The organism is Clostridium sp. AF17-21AC (assembly GCF_003461365.1).
GTDB classification, from domain to species: Bacteria; Bacillota; Clostridia; order Lachnospirales; family Lachnospiraceae; genus Coprococcus; species Coprococcus ammoniilyticus.
On sequence record NZ_QTWY01000002.1, the window covers coordinates 141,498 to 158,323 of the forward strand.

The window sequence follows — 16,826 nt, forward strand, 5'->3', positions numbered from 1 at the left end:
TAGATATGAGGTGCGAAAAGAATGGATGTAAAGATATATACAGATGGTGCAGCGAGAGGAAATCCGGACGGACCGGGCGGATATGGTACGGTTATCCAGTTTATAGATGGAAAAGGAACGCTCCATGAACGGGAATTTTCACAGGGCTATAATAAGACGACCAATAACCGCATGGAGCTTATGGCAGCTATTGTTGGGTTAGAAGCATTGATAAAACCCTGTAATGTGGAATTATATTCAGATTCCCAGTATCTTGTAAAGGCATTTAATGAAGGCTGGATATGGGGCTGGATCAAGAAGGGCTGGAAACGTGGTAAGAATGAACCGGTAAAGAACCGGGATCTGTGGGAACGACTGTTAAAAGCAAAAGAGCCGCATACAGTAACCTTTCACTGGGTGAAGGGACATGCAGGACATCCGATGAATGAACGATGTGATATGCTTGCAACGACAGCGGCAGACGGAGATAACAAAATAGACGACGAAGGTGTGATAACGAATGAATAAACACGAATTTAGACAACTGTTCAATGAGAAAATACTGATCTTAGATGGAGCAACCGGAACAAATCTGATGAATGCAGGCATGCCACTTGGTGTATGTCCGGAAAAATACATACTGGAGCACAAAGAAGTTATGCTGGAACTTCAGACGTCGTATCTGAATGCAGGCACAGATATCTTATATGCTCCGACATTTACCTGTAATCGTTTAAAACTTCGTGAATATGGATTGGAAACTGATCTCTATCAGATGAATATGGATCTGGTAGCTCTGTCAAAGCAGGCCGTTGCCGAGTGCGGGCATGGTTATGTCGCAGGTGATCTTACCATGACAGGTGAGATGCTGTATCCGATGGGAAAACTTCAGTTTGAAGAGCTGGTTGATATCTATAAAGAACAGATCAAAGTTCTTGTTGAGGCGGGCTGTGATCTTCTTGTTGTAGAAACAATGATGAGCCTTGCCGAAACCAGAGCTGCTGTGATCGCTGCAAATGAGATCTGTGATCTCCCTATCATGGCGAGCCTTACATTTAACGAGGACGGAAGAACCTTGTATGGAACGGATCCGGTAACCGCGGTCAATGTATTACAGAATCTTGGCGTGGATGCAATAGGTGTAAACTGTTCCACAGGACCGGACAAGATGACAGAGCTTGTGGCTGCCATGAAAGAGGTAGCATTTGTCCCCGTATTTGCGAAGCCGAATGCCGGTATGCCTGAACTTGTGGATGGTAAAAGTGTATATGCCATGACACCGGAAACCTTTGCAGAAGATATGAAGATGATCATAGAAGCAGGAGCTGGTATGGTCGGCGGCTGCTGCGGAACAACTCCTGCCCATATCAAAGCACTTTCCGATATGGCAAAGACAATGGATATTCCTGAGATATCAGACAAGAAAGAACGTTTGCTATCATCAGAACGCATGACAAGACAGATCAATTTAGATGGTTCTTTTATGGTAGTTGGAGAACGAATCAATCCAACCGGTAAGAAGAAACTGCAGGCGGAGCTTCGGGAAGGAGTTCTCGATACTGTTATGACGATGGCAGAAGAACAGATGGAAAAGGGTGCATCAATTCTTGATATTAATGTCGGCATGAATGGTATTGATGAGAAAGAAATGATGGTAAGGGTTGTATATGAGGTGTCACAGGCAGTGAATCTTCCGTTATGTATTGATTCCAGTAACCCTGCTGTTATCGAAGCGGCACTTCGTATCTATCCGGGACGTGCACTTGTGAATTCTGTATCTCTGGAAAAGGTAAAAATGCAGGAGATCCTTCCGTTGGTCAGAAAATATGGTGCGATGTTCATTCTGCTTCCGCTTTCTGATGAGGGACTTCCAAAGGACAGTGATGAAAAAGAAAGTATTATACATACAGTTCTGGATGCTGCTTATAAGATGGGCTTTCAGAAAGAGGATGTTGTGGTCGATGGTCTGGTTGCAACAGTCGGAGCAGAGAAAGCTGCTGCTGTCAACTGCCTGAAAACAATCCGTTATTGTCATGATATGGGGCTTGCTACGATATGCGGACTTTCGAATATCTCATTTGGATTGCCGGAGCGTATGTTTGTAAATGCAGCTTTTCTTACGATGGCGATCCAGAATGGTCTTACGATGGCAATTGCAAATCCGTCACAGACCATGCTTATGAATATGGCATATGCATCGGATATGCTTCTTAACAAAGACGAAGGAGATATCCGGTATATCCAGAATGTAAAACCTCTCGGGATCACAACGGCTGCACCTGTACAGAATGGAGGCAGTCAGGAGGATGAAAAAGAAAAAAGTGTTATCTACACAGATGTTGTAAAAGGAAATAAAAGAAATATTACAGAAGATGTCAAAAAAGAACTGGAACAGGGGATAGATCCGCAGAAGATTATTGATGATGAGCTGATTCCGGCAATTAACCGTGTTGGAAAATTATTTGAACAGAAAAAATACTTTCTGCCACAGTTAATCGCCAGCGCAGAGACGATGGAGCTTGCGATCAATCATATCACACCACTTATCGTACGGGAGGATGATGGAAAGTCAATGCCTGCGATCGTGGTTGCTACCGTAGAGGGAGATATCCATGATATCGGAAAGAATCTGGTTGTCTTGATGCTTCGAAACTACGGATTCCCGGTTATCGATCTTGGAAAGGATGTACCTGCGGATGTGATCGTTGATGCAGCCATAGAAAATGATGCCAAGGTCATCGGACTTTCGGCACTGATGACAACAACTATGATGAAAATGGTGGATGTCGTGGAACTGGTAAAAGCAAAAAATCTGGATATTAAGGTCGTTATCGGCGGAGCTGTTATCACAGAGAGCTTTGCTGAGGAGATTCATGCAGATGGTTATTCAGAGGATGCGGCAGAATGTGTTCAGGTTGTAAAAAGATTGCTTGATATTGAGTAATTCTTCGTTGACAATAATTGACAAGATAACTATAATAAAACAAGGATTTGTGCTGTATTGATTATACAGCCGTTTCATAGGTTTGAAAGGTGGTACTTATTGATGGATAATATAGTTTTGTCACTTCTTGTAGATAATACATCAGGTGTACTGAGCAGAGTTTCAGGTTTATTCAGCCGCAGAGGTTATAATATCGACAGCGTTACGGTAGGTGTTACGGAGAATCCTGCATATTCCAGAATGACTGTAGCAGTAAGCGGAGATAATGCAAGTCTGAGCCAGATCAAGAAACAGTTGAATAAGCTCGAGGATGTCGTAGAGATCGTTGAACTGGAGCCGGGCAAATCAGTATGCAGAGAGCTTGTACTCGTAAAGGTGAGAAGTGATAAGGATACCCGTCAGGATATCATGTCCATTGCAAATATATTCCGAGCAAACATCGTTGATGTTTCAAAAGGTTCCATGATCATTGAGCTAACAGGTGCAACCTCGAAGTGTGAAGCATTTCTCGGACTGTTAGATGGATTTGAGATCATTGAACTGGTTCGTACCGGTCTGACAGGACTGGTGAGAGGTCAGCGTCAGGATTAATCATGCGCACCTTAGTTAACTATTGATAGATTGATTGCAATTATGCAGTTAATTATTATAAAGAAGTCATTTATATCAGGAGGACAAAATAATGGCAGAAGCAAAAATTTATTATCAGGAAGACTGTAATTTATCATTACTGGACGGACAGACAATCGCTATTATCGGTTATGGTTCACAGGGACATGCACATGCACTTAACTTAAAGGAATCAGGCTGTAACGTAATTATCGGTCTTTATGAAGGAAGCAAGTCTTGGGCAAAGGCTGAAGCACAGGGATTTGAAGTATATACAGCTGCAGAAGCTGCTAAGAAAGCAGATATTATCATGATTCTTATTAATGATGAGTTACAGGCTGATATGTACAAGAACGATATCGAGCCAAACCTTGAAGAAGGCAATATGTTAATGTTTGCTCATGGTTTCAATATCCACTTCGGAACAATTGTTCCACCTAAGAATGTTGATGTAACCATGATCGCTCCTAAGGCACCTGGTCACACAGTACGTTCTGAGTATCAGGCAGGAAAGGGTACACCTTGTCTTGTAGCTGTAGAGCAGGATTACACAGGAAAGGCTCTTGACAGAGCATTAGCTTATGCACTTGGTATCGGCGGAGCTCGTGCCGGCGTTCTTGAAACAACATTCAGAACAGAGACAGAGACAGACCTCTTTGGTGAGCAGGCAGTTCTTTGCGGTGGTGTATGTGCACTTATGCAGGCTGGTTTCGAGACACTTTGCGAAGCCGGTTACGATCCAAGAAATGCATACTTTGAGTGTATTCATGAGATGAAACTGATCGTAGATCTGATCTACCAGTCAGGCTTCAAGGGAATGAGATATTCTATCTCAAATACTGCTGAGTATGGTGATTATGTAACAGGTCCTAAGATCATTACAGAAGATACAAAGAAGGCTATGAAGAAAGTTCTTTCTGATATTCAGGATGGTACATTTGCTAAGGAATTCTTACTTGATATGTCACCTGCAGGACGTCAGGTTCACTTCAAGGCTATGAGAAAGAAAGCTGCTGAGCATCCATCAGAGATCGTTGGCGAGAGCATCAGAAAGCTGTACAGCTGGAATGGTGAAGACAAGCTCATCAACAACTAATCTGAAGTAAATAAATTTATTTCATATAATAACAGGAGCAGATTTTATGTTTTCGGACGTAAGATCTGCTTTTGTTGTATCCAAAAATGTTTTGTGCTATACTGTTAGCAAAAATGTGAACAGGGTGGTTGGTTTTATGTTTAATCAGTTAACAGAATCTGACATCAAGAAGATGGAAGAAGAAATCGAATATAGAAAAGTAGTAGTTCGAAAAGAAAAGCTGGAAGCTGTAAAGGAAGCAAGAGCACAGGGCGACCTGAGTGAGAATTTCGAGTATTATGCAGCGAAGAAGGATAAGAATGCGAATGAAAAAAGAATCCGTTATCTGGATCGTATGGTAAGAACTGCTGAGATCATAAAAGATGAGTCAGCAGATGATGAAGTAGGTTTGAATAATACTGTTCGTGTTTATTTTGAAGAAGATGATGAAGAAGATACTTATCGTATCGTAACGACAGTCCGCGAAGATGTATTAAATGGTATTATCAGCAATATATCTCCGATGGGGAAAGCATTGCTTGGTCATAAAGTCGGTGACCGTGTAGAGGTTGTTCCGGGAAAGGGCGACCCTTTCCATATTGTGATACGGGAGATTGTTAAGACAACCGATGAATCCCAGGATCATATTCGATAGAAGATAAAAATATACGGACAGGATGAAGAAGGTGACAGTCAGATGACATGTTTGGAAGCACAATCAAAGATCATGGCATTCATAGAGAACAAACTCCCGGACGATGAATTGAAGGAGTTTATTAAGCATGTCAAAAATTGTGAAAACTGTTCGGAAGAATTGGAAATCTACTATACCTTGATCGTTGGTATGAAAGAATTGGACAATGAAGAAAATCTTTCCACGAACTTCAAAAAGGAACTGGATGATAAGCTGGATGAAGAAATGACACGTATGACAGCCGTTAAACGAATTGCAACCTCTACAATCGTTCTGGTTCTGGCTGCAATTGTGATCGGACTTGTATGGGTATATAGTGGAGTTCTGGAAGAAGTATATCATTATGAGCAGAATGCCAAACAGAAATCGCAGACAGAATATTATTATAGTGATACTTTTGGAGAAAAGCTGTTTTTTGACAATAAATATATGATCGAATATCTGGAGAAAATTTTATATAAAAAGGATGATCTTCCCGGAACCAGTGATAAAAACGTACAGTTTATGGATAAAATAAAGAGATATAACCAGACACACAAAAACTATCTGGAAGTCGCCGAAGAAACGGCAGAGAAGGACGATTTGGAAAATGAAGAAAATATTATTAATTGATGGACACAGTATATTAAACCGTGCATTCTATGGTCTGCCGGATCTCACAAACTATGAAGGGCTGCATACAAATGCAGTTCTTGGTTTTCTTAATATTATATTTAAGATCATGGACGAGGAAAAACCGGATCATATGTGTGTAGCATTTGATGTGCATGAACCGACATTCCGTCATCTGAAATACAGCGCATATAAAGGAACTAGAAAGCCGATGCCGGAGGAACTTCGTGAACAAGTTCCGCTTATGAAAGAAGTGCTTACAGCTATGCATGTCACGATTGTGGAAAAAGGCGGTTATGAGGCAGATGATATCATTGGTACGATATCAAGGATGGCAGAACGAAATGGCTATGCAACTGTGATTGTATCGGGTGACAGAGATCTTCTGCAGCTTGCAACAGATACGATCCTTGTGCGGATCCCAAAAACAAAAGCAAGCGGCACAACGATAGAAAATTATTATGCAAAGGATGTTGTTGAGGCATATGGTGTTACACCGGTTCAGTTTATAGATATGAAGGGGCTTATGGGCGATACCTCTGATAATATTCCCGGAGTTCCGGGAATCGGAGAAAAGACAGCGGCAAAGCTGATGATTGAATACGGAAGCATGGAGAATATTCTGGATCATCTGGATACGGTAAAGCCTCCGCGTGTTCAGAAGAATCTGACCGAGAACATGGATCTTGCAGTTATGTCAAAGGATCTTGCAACGATCAAACTGGACTGCGAGCTGGATATTTCTCTGGATGAAATGACGATCGAATCATTATTCAATGATGATTCATATAAGATTTTTAAACGATTAGGCTTTAACAGTCTGTTAAAAAAGTTTGGCACAGTGACAGAGACGGCGGAGATCGATCCGGTTATCACCTTGCTTGAAACAACGGAGCAGATAGATGGTTTTCTTGCCGATAAGATGAAAAATATAGATAAGATCGGTTTATATCCAATCTGGAAGGATGGAACTTTATTCGGGCTGTCTGCTGCCATATCTGATAAAGAGGTCTATATTTTGTCGAATCTGAATGGAATGGAGCATGACAGACTGACAGAGAATATAGTATCAGCCACCAGGAACGGTATGCAGATCGATATTCTGGATTTAAAGGAAGCATTGTCAGTCTTTCCGTTTGATGAGAGTGATACAAAGGTGCATGATATCGGTGTAGCGGCATATCTCTTAAATCCGATGGAGGATGTATATTCCTATGATGCGGTCGCAAGGGATTATCTTGGTGCAACACTGCCGTCTGAAAAAGAACTGGTTGGAAAAGATGAACTGAATCTGTTCTCTTTTGCAAATGAAACCTTTCAGAAATTATTTGCATATAAGGCGTTGATCCCATATCTTGTAGGTGATCTTCTGATGGAACATCTGGAAAAACAGGAGATGTTTACCCTCTATAATGAGATCGAAATGCCAACGGTATATACACTTTATGATATGGAGCACCGGGGAATCAGGGTTGACCGAAAAGCTTTGGATGATTACAGCGTAAAGCTGCAGAGCAGGATCGACGACCTGCATACTGATATCATCGGTTATGCAGGAAAAGAGTTTAATATCAATTCGCCAAAACAGTTAGGTGTTATTTTATTTGAAGATATGGGACTTTCCGGTGGCAAGAAGACCAAGACCGGATACAGCACCAGCGTTGATGTGCTGGAAAAGATAAAGAATGACCATCCAATCATACCTGCGATACTGGAATATCGTCAGCTTACAAAGCTGAATTCCACTTATGCGCAGGGATTGACGGCATATATATCAGAAGATGGCAGGATTCACGGAACCTTTAACCAGACGATCACAGCGACCGGTCGTATCAGTTCGACTGATCCGAACCTCCAGAATATTCCTATGAAACTGGAACTTGGCAGACTGATTCGAAAGGCATTTATTCCGGAGGATGGATATGTATTTGTAGATGCTGATTATTCTCAGATTGAACTTCGTGTACTTGCTCATTTGTCCGGAGATCAGGTTATGCAGAATGCCTTTCTGAATCATGTAGATATCCATGCAACGACAGCTTCTGAGGTGTTCGATGTTCCGATCGATCAGGTAACATCCTTGCAGAGAAGAAATGCAAAGGCAGTTAACTTCGGTATTGTTTATGGGATCAGTGCATTTGGTTTGTCGGAGGATCTTGGAATATCCAGAAAAGAAGCGGCTGATTATATTGAGAAATATTTTGCAACCTATAAGAATATAAAGTCATTCCTTGACCGTCAGGTGGAAGAAGCAAAAGCATATGGTGTTGTGCGGACGATGTTCGGTCGTATCCGTCCTGTACCGGAGCTTCGGTCTTCAAACTTCATGACCAGAAGCTTTGGTGAACGTGTTGCAATGAATTCGCCGATTCAGGGAACAGCGGCAGATATTATTAAGATTGCTATGTTCCGTGTGAATATGGAACTGAAAAAACGAGGACTGAAATCCCGCCTGATCTTACAGATCCATGATGAACTTCTGGTAGAGACTGCAAAGGATGAGATTGACATTGTAAAAGAGATCATGGAAAAGGAAATGATGGGTGCAGCCGACATGGCAGTACCGCTTGAGATCGGTATCAGTGAAGGAGATAACTGGTATGATGCGAAATAAAGATGAGATGCTGATCCTTGGACTAACAGGAGGCATTGGTTGCGGAAAGACAGCAGTTCTTACGATATTAAAGGAAGAATATGATGCATATATAATAGAAGCAGACCGTCTGGCACATGAGTTGATGGAACCCGGAAAAACGGTTTATCAGGGAATTGTGGATGCATTTGGTATGGAGGTTTTGATGGATGCTGATATAGATATATCTGCACCTGCTGAAGGGAATGCAGTGACAGACAACGGTCAATCAACGGTTAACCGCTCGATTGACAGAAAGAAGCTTGGAGATATCGTATTCCACGATAAAGATAAGCTGGCTTTGCTGAACAGTATCTCACATCCATTAGTGAAAGAAGAAATCGTGCGCCGGATTGAGGAACAGAAGGATGTCGGAAAAAAGCTGTTCGTGATTGAAGCTGCTTTGCTGATTCAGGATGGATATAAGAGTATCTGTGATAAGATGTGCTATGTCTATGCAGACTTGGATGTCCGGATATCCAGACTCTGCAAATATCGTGGCTTTACCCAAGAACGAGCGCAGGCGGTTATCGATTCACAGGAGTCGGAAGGTTTTTATCTGGAAGCCTGCGACTATAAGATTGATAATTCCGGGTCGCTTGAAAATACGAAAAAAGACTTGAAGCACATATTAGATGAATGTAGAATATAATGTGTTGTCTGACACATAAAGATTCAAGCAGATAACTGTATAAATAAATTATGTTATATACGACAGGCGTTGTGCCGGTCAGAACAAAATATATAAAGTGAGGATATTTAATATGAAGGTTTTAGTTATTAACTGTGGCAGTTCATCGTTGAAGTATCAGTTGATCGATTCTGATACAGAAGAACTTCTTGCAAAGGGCTTATGTGAACGTATCGCTGTAGATGGAAGACTTACCCATACAACGACAGGAAAAGAGAAATATACAAAGGATCTTCCTATGCCGGATCATAATGCAGCAGTCAGTTATGTATTAGAAGCATTAACAGATAAAGAGACAGGTGCGATCACTGATCTGTCCGAGATCGATGCGGTAGGTCACAGAATCGTACATGGTGGTGAGAAATTTGCCAAGTCTGTTGTGATTACAGATGAAGTAATTGCTGCGATTGAAGAATGTAACGATCTTGCGCCATTACATAATCCGGCAAACCTGATCGGTATTCGTGCATGCCAGAAGCTGATGCCGGGTGTCCCGAATGTCGGTGTATTTGATACAGCGTTTCATCAGACAATGCCGGATAAAGCGTATATCTATGGTATTCCTTATGAATATTATACAGACTATAAGATTAGAAGATATGGTTTCCACGGCACAAGCCACAGCTTTGTATCAAAGAGAACAGCAGAGCTTCTTGGAAAAAATATCGAAGATACAAAGATCATCGTATGTCATCTTGGCAATGGTTCCAGTATTACAGCGGTTAAGGGTGGAAAATCAGTAGATACAACCATGGGTCTGACACCGCTTGCAGGTGTGATCATGGGAACAAGATCCGGTGATATCGATCCTGCCATTATCGAATTCCTTGCAAACAAGACAGGAAAGAATATCGAAGAGATCAATACGATCTTAAATAAAAAGTCCGGTGTTTATGGTCTCTCCGGTGGATTCAGTGATTTCAGAGATCTCGGCAAGGGTATGGAAGAAGGAAATGACAGATGTCGTCTTGCACTTGATGTATTTGCATATGGTGTCAAGAAGTATATCGGTGCATATGCCGCAGCAATGGGTGGAGTAGACGCGATTGCATTTACAGCCGGTATCGGTGAGAATAATCCATATGTCAGAAACCTTGCAATGTCAGATATGGAATACATGGGTATTACGATCGATCAGGAAGCAAATAAGGTTATGGGAGATGAAAAGCTGATCTCTACACCTGATTCAAAAGTAAAGGTATTCGTAGTCCCTACAAATGAAGAGCTTGCGATTGCAAGAGAGACTGTTGCTTTAGTGTAACGAAAAAGAAAAATATGGCAAAAAATATGTGATTTTATCGTTGACAAAGAGTATTCAAATATGTATAATAACCAATGTGCGATTTTTAGGAGATATTATGTTAATTGATTTATCAGAGATTTTATCGACAGAAGGACAGGTAAAAGACTACGATGTTATATCTGAATTGAAGGAATTTTCTTTCAACGGAAATGTATATGTAGTCGATAGTGTAAAGGATTTTCATCTTACTGTCAGAAATGAAGGTAAGAGAAAAGCAAGTCTTAAGGGCGGCTGTGTTGTCACACTTAAGATGCTATGTGACCGTTGTCTGGATGAAATTACAGAGGATTTTGAAGTGGACATAGACGAGATGATCGATATGGCTATCTTTGAAACAGATAAAGTTGATGAGATCGAGGAATTAGATTATCTGGAAGATCACATTATTAATATGGACATGCTTTTACAGAAGGAACTAATGACTTTAGTCCCGATGCAGATATTATGCAAAGATGATTGCAAAGGTCTGTGCAAAGTGTGTGGAGCAAATCTGAATCATGAAACATGTGATTGTGATGATTTTGTTCCGGATCCAAGATTATCAGTTTTTGCAAACATCTTGAAAGGTTGAGGAGGTGTGATTAATGTCAATTTGTCCAAAGAATAAGAGTTCAAAGGCCAGAAGAGATAAGCGTAGAGCTAACTGGAAGATGACTGCTCCTGCATTAGTAAAGTGCAGCAAGTGTGGCGAATTAATGGTTCCACATAGAGTATGTAAGAATTGTGGTTCATACAACAAGAAAGAGATTATCTCAGTAGGTGAGTAATTATAAATAGAGCTTTCCGAGCGATCGGAAGGCTTTATTTTTTTGCACCGATATCCCCTGTTGACTTTAAGAAAGGCAAAATATATAATAGCTTTGTGCATTTATACGGTCAGAGCAGAGTCCTATTCTGACAAACCCTGGGGTTGGTCTGCGTAGGAGTCTGGACTCCGATTCGTATAATAAGAAATATGGAAATGCCGGAATAGTTCAGGTATAGAAAGGAAACAGGAATAAGATGAGCGAAGTAACAAGAGTAGTCGTAGATGCCATGGGTGGAGATTATGCACCGGAGTGGATCATAAGAGGTGCAGTAGAAGCGATCAATGAAGGCGCAAAGGCACAGATAATACTGACCGGTAAAGAAGATGTAATAAAGAAGGAACTTGCAAAATATACTTACGATCAGTCAAAGATCGAGGTTGTAAATGCAACAGAGGAGATCACCTGTCATGAAGCCCCGGTACAGGCTGTCAGAAGCAAGAAGGATTCTTCACTGGTGGTTGGTCTGAATATGGTAAAAAACGGAGAAGCTGATGCGATTATTTCAGCCGGAAGCTCAGGTGCGATCCTTGCAGGTGGACAGTTGGTAGTCGGACGTTCCAAAGGTGTAAAGCGTTCACCACTTGCTCCATTACTTCCTACATCAAAGGGTTATTCCCTTCTGATCGACTGTGGAGCGAATGTCGATGCGAGACCGGAGCATCTGCTACAGTTTGCCAAGATGGGTTCTATCTATATGGAGAATATCGAGCATGTAAAGAATCCAAGAGTTGCAATCGTAAATATCGGCGATGAAGAAGAAAAGGGAAATGCTCTTGTAAAAGAGACATATCCATTATTAAAAGAATGTAAGGACATTAATTTTGTTGGAAGTATCGAGGCAAGAGAGATTCCAAATGGTGCAGCAGATGTTATTGTCTGTGAAGCATTTGTCGGAAATGTTATCTTAAAGTTGTATGAAGGCCTTGCAAAGATGCTTTTAGGTGAGATCAAGAATACGATCATGTCTTCATTTAAAACCAAGATCGGAGGACTTCTGATCAAGAGTTCATTGAACGGCTTGAAGGAACGTTTTAATGCGAAGAACAAAGGTGGTGCACCGTTGCTTGGCTTAAAGGGCCTTGTTGTAAAGATCCACGGTAATTCTCATAACGAAGAGGTTAAGAGCGCTATTTTCCAGTGTATTAATTTCAAGGAAAATGGTGTAAATGAAAAAATTGCCGAGAATATTGGAAAAGAAGTGGCGAAGTAATTATGAACACAGAACGATTTCATAATATAGAAGATATCATTGGGTATACCTTTCATGATCTGGAACTGCTTGTAACAGCGTTAACACATAAGTCCTATGCAAATGAGCGGAAGATCAATAAAGTAGAATCCTATGAACGATCGGAATTCCTTGGGGATGCAATCTTGGAATTTGTTGTAAGTGAATATCTTTATAAAAATTATCCGGATTACCCGGAAGGAAAATTAACAAAGCTCCGAGCAAGTCTGGTATGTGAATTTACCTTGTCTCAGATATCCAAGGAACTAAAGTTTGGACATTATGTTCTGTTAAGCAGGGGAGAAGATCTGACCGGAGGAAGAAATCGGAACTCAATCATGTGTGATCTGTTTGAGGCAGTTCTCGGTGCGATCTATCTGGATGGCGGCTTAGATGAGGCAAAGAAATTTGTCCACCGGTTTTTACTTGATGATGTTGAGACACATTCACTGTTTTATGATGCCAAGTCAACCTTGCAGGAGCTTGCGCAGAAAGAAGAAAAAACCCTTACTTATGCCTTGTTAGAGGAGAAGGGGCCGGATCATAATAAATCTTATATATCCGAGGTGTGCATTAACGGGGAGCATGTTGCAACAGGTGAAGGAGCATCCAGAAAGGCTTCGGAGCAGACGGCAGCATATAATGCACTGTTACAAATAAAGAAAAAGCAGGGTTAATATATGTATTTAAAAAGTATTGAAGTAAACGGCTTCAAATCATTTGCAAATAAAATCGTATTCAAATTCAATCATGGAATAACCTGTATCGTTGGACCGAATGGTTCGGGGAAGAGTAACGTAGCGGATGCTGTCCGCTGGGTACTTGGTGAACAGAGTGCAAAGAGTCTCCGAGGCTCTAAGATGGAGGATGTAATCTTCTCCGGTACACAGCTTCGTAAGCCACAGGGTTCTGCTTATGTAGCGATCACGTTAGATAACAGTGATCATCATCTGCCGATTGATTATAATGAAGTAACGGTTGCCAGACGTGTGTATCGTTCGGGAGAAAGTGAATATCTTATTAATGGTACAGTCAGTCGTTTAAAGGATGTAAATTCGCTGTTCTTTGATACCGGTATCGGTAAAGAGGGATATTCCATTATCGGACAGGGTCAGATTGAGAAGATCTTAAATGGTAAACCGGAGGAACGACGGGAACTGTTCGATGAAGCGGCAGGAATTGTAAAATTTAAAAAGAACAAAGCGGCAGCCGAGAAATCATTAGAGGCAGAGCGTGACAATCTAAGTCGTGTCAATGATATTTTATATGAGTTGGAAAAGCAGGTTGGTCCATTACAGAAGCAGTCAGAAACAGCGAGAAAATATCTGTTGTTTAAGGACGAACTGAAGAAACTGGATATCAATGCTTTTTTCCTTGAAATGGAGCATTTAAAAGAGATTCTTGATAAAGATACAGAGAATCGGGAAATCTTAAATAATGATCTCACGCAGAATAAAGAAGAACTGGAGCATACAAAGGAAGAATATGAGCGTATCGAGCAGGCGTTAGAGGAGATCAATCAGGCAATCGATGCATCCAAGAATCAGGTGCATGAGCTCCGGTTAAAAAATGAACGTTTGGAAGGTGAGATCAACGTTATCAACCAGCAGATCTTGAACTCCCGACAGAATGATAAGAATATACAGGAACAGATTGACAGGATCAACCGTCAGCGGGAAACTGATCGGAAAGAGATGGAGAATTATCAAGGACAAAAGGATGCCCTTGGAGATCAGGTTTCAACCATTTCCGGTTCTCTGGATACTGCAAAAGGAGAAAGCAGCCGCTTGGATGCCTATATCCATGAATGTCAGGATAAGATCGAAGAATGTAAATCCGACATCATCGAATATATCCATGAGAGTGGAAATCTTCAGGCGAAGGTCGGAAGATATGATGCGATGCTTGAGAACATCAACTTCCGTAAGACCCAGTTAAATCAGAGATATCTGCAATTTAAAAGTGATGATAATAACGACCGGAAGGAACATGATGAGTTACAGGCAAAGCTATCTGTATTGGATCAGAATGTATCCGGCATTATCAAGGAACTCGAAACTGCAGAAAAGGATCTGGAAGAAAATCAGAGCAGAAATAAAGTCAATCGTGAGCGGATACATAATACAAACGAAGAATTATCAGCGACCAGATCCAAGATGGAAGCACTCCGGAATATTACAGAACGCTATGATGGCTATGGCAACAGCATCCGTCGTGTTATGGAGCAGAAAAAGAACAATCCGGGCATTATTGGAGTTGTTGCTGATATAATCGATGTAGATAAGAAGTATGAGGTTGCTGTCGAGACTGCACTCGGCGGAAGCATTCAGAATATTGTTACGGAGGATGACAGCACGGCAAAGAAGATCATTCAGTTCTTAAAACAGAACAAATATGGTCGTGCAACTTTTCTTCCGTTAAATACGATCACAGACCGTGGACAGGTTCGAAATGAAGTTCTGTCAGAACAGGGTGTGATCGGTATCGCTTCTTCTCTGGTAAAGGCAGATGCAAAATTTGATCGACTCGTTAAGAATCTGCTTGGCAGGATCGTGGTTGTAGATAACATCGACCATGCACTTGCAGTTGCGAGAAAATACAATCAGTCTCTGAGACTGGTTACGATCGAAGGTGAACTGATCAATCCGGGCGGATCAATGACAGGTGGTGCTTTCCGTAATTCCAGTAATCTTCTTGGACGAAAGAGAGAATTGGATGAGATCAGGGAAAAGATCGATGAGTTAAATCTGATCGCAAAGGATGCAGCCGGACTGGATGAAGAATTAAAAACGTCAAGAGATGCACTCCGCGCGCAGATTGAGAGCTTAAACACAAGACTTCAGCAGGCATATCTTGAGAAGAATACGTTGTCTTTAAATATGGAGCAGGTAGCATCCAAGCTTGCAGAGTCTGAGAAAGCATTTGCATCGATCCAGAAAGAAATCAATGAGTTGAACAGTCAGATAGCGGAGATCAATACAAATAAAGATCAGCTTGCTGATAATAATAAGAAGCATGAAGCTGCCAAGGTTCAGTGTGAAGAAATGATCAAGGAACTGGAAGCCAAGGCTATCGAAGCACAGAGCAAGCTTGCAGCGGCAAATACGAAGGTATCTGAATTACTGATCGAATATAACTCAGTAAAACAGAAGGATGACTTTATTCAGGAGAATATAAGACGTATCCGTTTGGATGATGAGAAATTACAGGAAGAACTGGCATCCTATATAACACAGGTACAGGCGACAGGCACAGATATCACGAAGTTAGAAGAACAGGCAGAGGCGATCCGTAAGACGATCGAGAAAGATTCCGATGAAGTATCTGATCAGGAAGAACAGCTTGCAGCATATCATAAAGAACGGGATGATATGACAGCCAGTCATAAAGAATTCTTTGCGATCCGGGAAGAATTATCCGAGAAGATCGCAGGTCTGGAAAAGGCAGTATTCAAGCTTGATTCAGCGATTGAGAAGAATACGGAGAAGTCGGATGAGCTGTCAAATTATATGTGGGCAGAATATGAATTGACATTAAATATGGCGGCAGAGTTCCGGGATGAGGAATTAAACGATCTTTCATCCTTAAAGAAAGAGATCACCGCAGTAAAAGCAAAGATCAAATCACTTGGTGATGTCAATGTCAATGCGATCGAGGACTATAAAGAAGTATCAGAACGATATGAGTTTTTAAAGGGACAGCATGATGATATCGTTCTTGCAGAGAAGAATCTGTTAGATGTGATCGAGAAATTGAATGTATCCATGCAGGAACAGTTCAATACGAAGTTCAAAGAGATCCAGGTTATGTTCGACAAGGTCTTTAAAGAGCTGTTCGGTGGTGGACGAGGTGCACTGGAACTGGTCGATGATACCAATCTTTTAGAGACCGGTATCCGTATCATTGCACAGCCGCCGGGAAAGAAATTACAGAACATGATGCAGCTTTCCGGTGGTGAAAAGTCACTGACAGCGATTGCACTGTTATTTGCGATCCAGAGTCTGAAACCATCACCATTCTGTTTGCTGGACGAGATCGAAGCAGCACTGGATGATTCAAATGTAAGACGATTTGCACAGTATCTGAACCGATTGACAAAGGACACACAGTTTATTGTCATTTCACATAGAAAGGGAACCATGGAAGCAGCCGATATCCTGTATGGTATTACGATGCAGGAAAAGGGTGTATCCACTCTGGTATCCGTAAATCTGATCGAAAACGATCTGGACAAATAAGGAGGTATAAGC

Annotated in this window: 14 protein-coding genes; all 14 read left to right on the forward strand. The window is 41.3% G+C overall.

What is annotated here, in order from left to right; translation table 11 throughout:
• Positions 1-21 precede the first annotated feature (21 nt).
• Positions 22-507: a ribonuclease HI gene (gene rnhA / locus DWW85_RS03545; protein ID WP_008400901.1), complete on the forward strand. Its 486-nt coding sequence runs from the start codon at positions 22-24 to the stop codon at positions 505-507.
• Positions 500-2,923: a homocysteine S-methyltransferase family protein gene (locus tag DWW85_RS03550; RefSeq protein ID WP_117807537.1), complete on the forward strand. Its 2,424-nt coding sequence runs from the start codon at positions 500-502 to the stop codon at positions 2,921-2,923. Before rnhA ends, DWW85_RS03550 begins: the two co-directional genes overlap by 8 nt.
• A gap of 102 nt (positions 2,924-3,025) precedes the next feature.
• Positions 3,026-3,514 (forward strand): acetolactate synthase small subunit, encoded by a 489-nt coding sequence (ilvN, locus tag DWW85_RS03555; protein WP_008400899.1) that lies wholly within the window; start codon positions 3,026-3,028, stop codon positions 3,512-3,514.
• A 91-nt stretch (positions 3,515-3,605) separates the two neighbouring features.
• Entirely contained in the window at positions 3,606-4,628 is a 1,023-nt protein-coding gene (gene ilvC / locus DWW85_RS03560) for a ketol-acid reductoisomerase (RefSeq protein ID WP_008400897.1), read from the forward strand.
• 136 nt (positions 4,629-4,764) lie between these two features.
• Entirely contained in the window at positions 4,765-5,262 is a 498-nt protein-coding gene (greA, locus tag DWW85_RS03565) for a transcription elongation factor GreA (RefSeq protein ID WP_117807758.1), read from the forward strand.
• 42 nt (positions 5,263-5,304) lie between these two features.
• Entirely contained in the window at positions 5,305-5,913 is a 609-nt protein-coding gene (locus DWW85_RS03570) for a zf-HC2 domain-containing protein (protein ID WP_117807538.1), read from the forward strand.
• On the forward strand, positions 5,891-8,527 hold the full coding sequence (gene polA, locus DWW85_RS03575; protein ID WP_117807539.1) for a DNA polymerase I: 2,637 nt from the start codon (positions 5,891-5,893) through the stop codon (positions 8,525-8,527). Before DWW85_RS03570 ends, polA begins: the two co-directional genes overlap by 23 nt.
• Positions 8,514-9,197 carry a dephospho-CoA kinase gene (gene coaE / locus DWW85_RS03580; RefSeq protein ID WP_117807540.1) on the forward strand — a complete coding sequence of 228 codons (684 nt, stop codon included), beginning with the start codon at positions 8,514-8,516 and terminating at the stop codon, positions 9,195-9,197. Before polA ends, coaE begins: the two co-directional genes overlap by 14 nt.
• A gap of 112 nt (positions 9,198-9,309) precedes the next feature.
• Positions 9,310-10,497, forward strand: coding sequence for an acetate kinase (locus tag DWW85_RS03585; protein ID WP_117807541.1), 1,188 nt, complete (start codon positions 9,310-9,312; stop codon positions 10,495-10,497).
• Positions 10,498-10,594: 97 nt separating this feature from the next.
• A complete protein-coding gene (locus DWW85_RS03590) occupies positions 10,595-11,110 on the forward strand; it encodes a DUF177 domain-containing protein (RefSeq protein WP_117807542.1) in 516 nt (171 codons plus the stop codon).
• Positions 11,111-11,123: 13 nt separating this feature from the next.
• Positions 11,124-11,306 carry a 50S ribosomal protein L32 gene (rpmF, locus tag DWW85_RS03595; protein ID WP_008400890.1) on the forward strand — a complete coding sequence of 61 codons (183 nt, stop codon included), beginning with the start codon at positions 11,124-11,126 and terminating at the stop codon, positions 11,304-11,306.
• Positions 11,307-11,541: 235 nt separating this feature from the next.
• The gene (gene plsX, locus DWW85_RS03600; RefSeq protein WP_021943905.1) at positions 11,542-12,558 is read left to right on the forward strand and encodes a phosphate acyltransferase PlsX; all 1,017 of its coding nucleotides are present in this window, start codon (positions 11,542-11,544) and stop codon (positions 12,556-12,558) included.
• A gap of 2 nt (positions 12,559-12,560) precedes the next feature.
• Positions 12,561-13,253: a ribonuclease III gene (gene rnc, locus DWW85_RS03605; protein ID WP_117807543.1), complete on the forward strand. Its 693-nt coding sequence runs from the start codon at positions 12,561-12,563 to the stop codon at positions 13,251-13,253.
• Positions 13,254-13,256: 3 nt separating this feature from the next.
• Positions 13,257-16,814, forward strand: coding sequence for a chromosome segregation protein SMC (smc, locus tag DWW85_RS03610; RefSeq protein ID WP_117807544.1), 3,558 nt, complete (start codon positions 13,257-13,259; stop codon positions 16,812-16,814).
• Positions 16,815-16,826 lie beyond the last annotated feature (12 nt).

What these genes read in the sequence shown, in the direction of transcription:
- polA (WP_117807539.1), top strand. Translation starts at nt 5,891, where the DNA reads ATGAAGAAAATATTATTAATTGATGGACACAGTATATTAAACCGTGCA.
- coaE (WP_117807540.1), top strand. Translation starts at nt 8,514, where the DNA reads ATGATGCGAAATAAAGATGAGATGCTGATCCTTGGACTAACAGGAGGC.
- ilvN (WP_008400899.1), top strand. Translation starts at nt 3,026, where the DNA reads ATGGATAATATAGTTTTGTCACTTCTTGTAGATAATACATCAGGTGTA.
- ilvC (WP_008400897.1), top strand. Translation starts at nt 3,606, where the DNA reads ATGGCAGAAGCAAAAATTTATTATCAGGAAGACTGTAATTTATCATTA.
- rpmF (WP_008400890.1), top strand. Translation starts at nt 11,124, where the DNA reads ATGTCAATTTGTCCAAAGAATAAGAGTTCAAAGGCCAGAAGAGATAAG.
- greA (WP_117807758.1), top strand. Translation starts at nt 4,765, where the DNA reads ATGTTTAATCAGTTAACAGAATCTGACATCAAGAAGATGGAAGAAGAA.
- DWW85_RS03570 (WP_117807538.1), top strand. Translation starts at nt 5,305, where the DNA reads ATGACATGTTTGGAAGCACAATCAAAGATCATGGCATTCATAGAGAAC.
- rnc (WP_117807543.1), top strand. Translation starts at nt 12,561, where the DNA reads ATGAACACAGAACGATTTCATAATATAGAAGATATCATTGGGTATACC.
- DWW85_RS03590 (WP_117807542.1), top strand. Translation starts at nt 10,595, where the DNA reads ATGTTAATTGATTTATCAGAGATTTTATCGACAGAAGGACAGGTAAAA.
- plsX (WP_021943905.1), top strand. Translation starts at nt 11,542, where the DNA reads ATGAGCGAAGTAACAAGAGTAGTCGTAGATGCCATGGGTGGAGATTAT.
- smc (WP_117807544.1), top strand. Translation starts at nt 13,257, where the DNA reads ATGTATTTAAAAAGTATTGAAGTAAACGGCTTCAAATCATTTGCAAAT.
- rnhA (WP_008400901.1), top strand. Translation starts at nt 22, where the DNA reads ATGGATGTAAAGATATATACAGATGGTGCAGCGAGAGGAAATCCGGAC.
- DWW85_RS03585 (WP_117807541.1), top strand. Translation starts at nt 9,310, where the DNA reads ATGAAGGTTTTAGTTATTAACTGTGGCAGTTCATCGTTGAAGTATCAG.
- DWW85_RS03550 (WP_117807537.1), top strand. Translation starts at nt 500, where the DNA reads ATGAATAAACACGAATTTAGACAACTGTTCAATGAGAAAATACTGATC.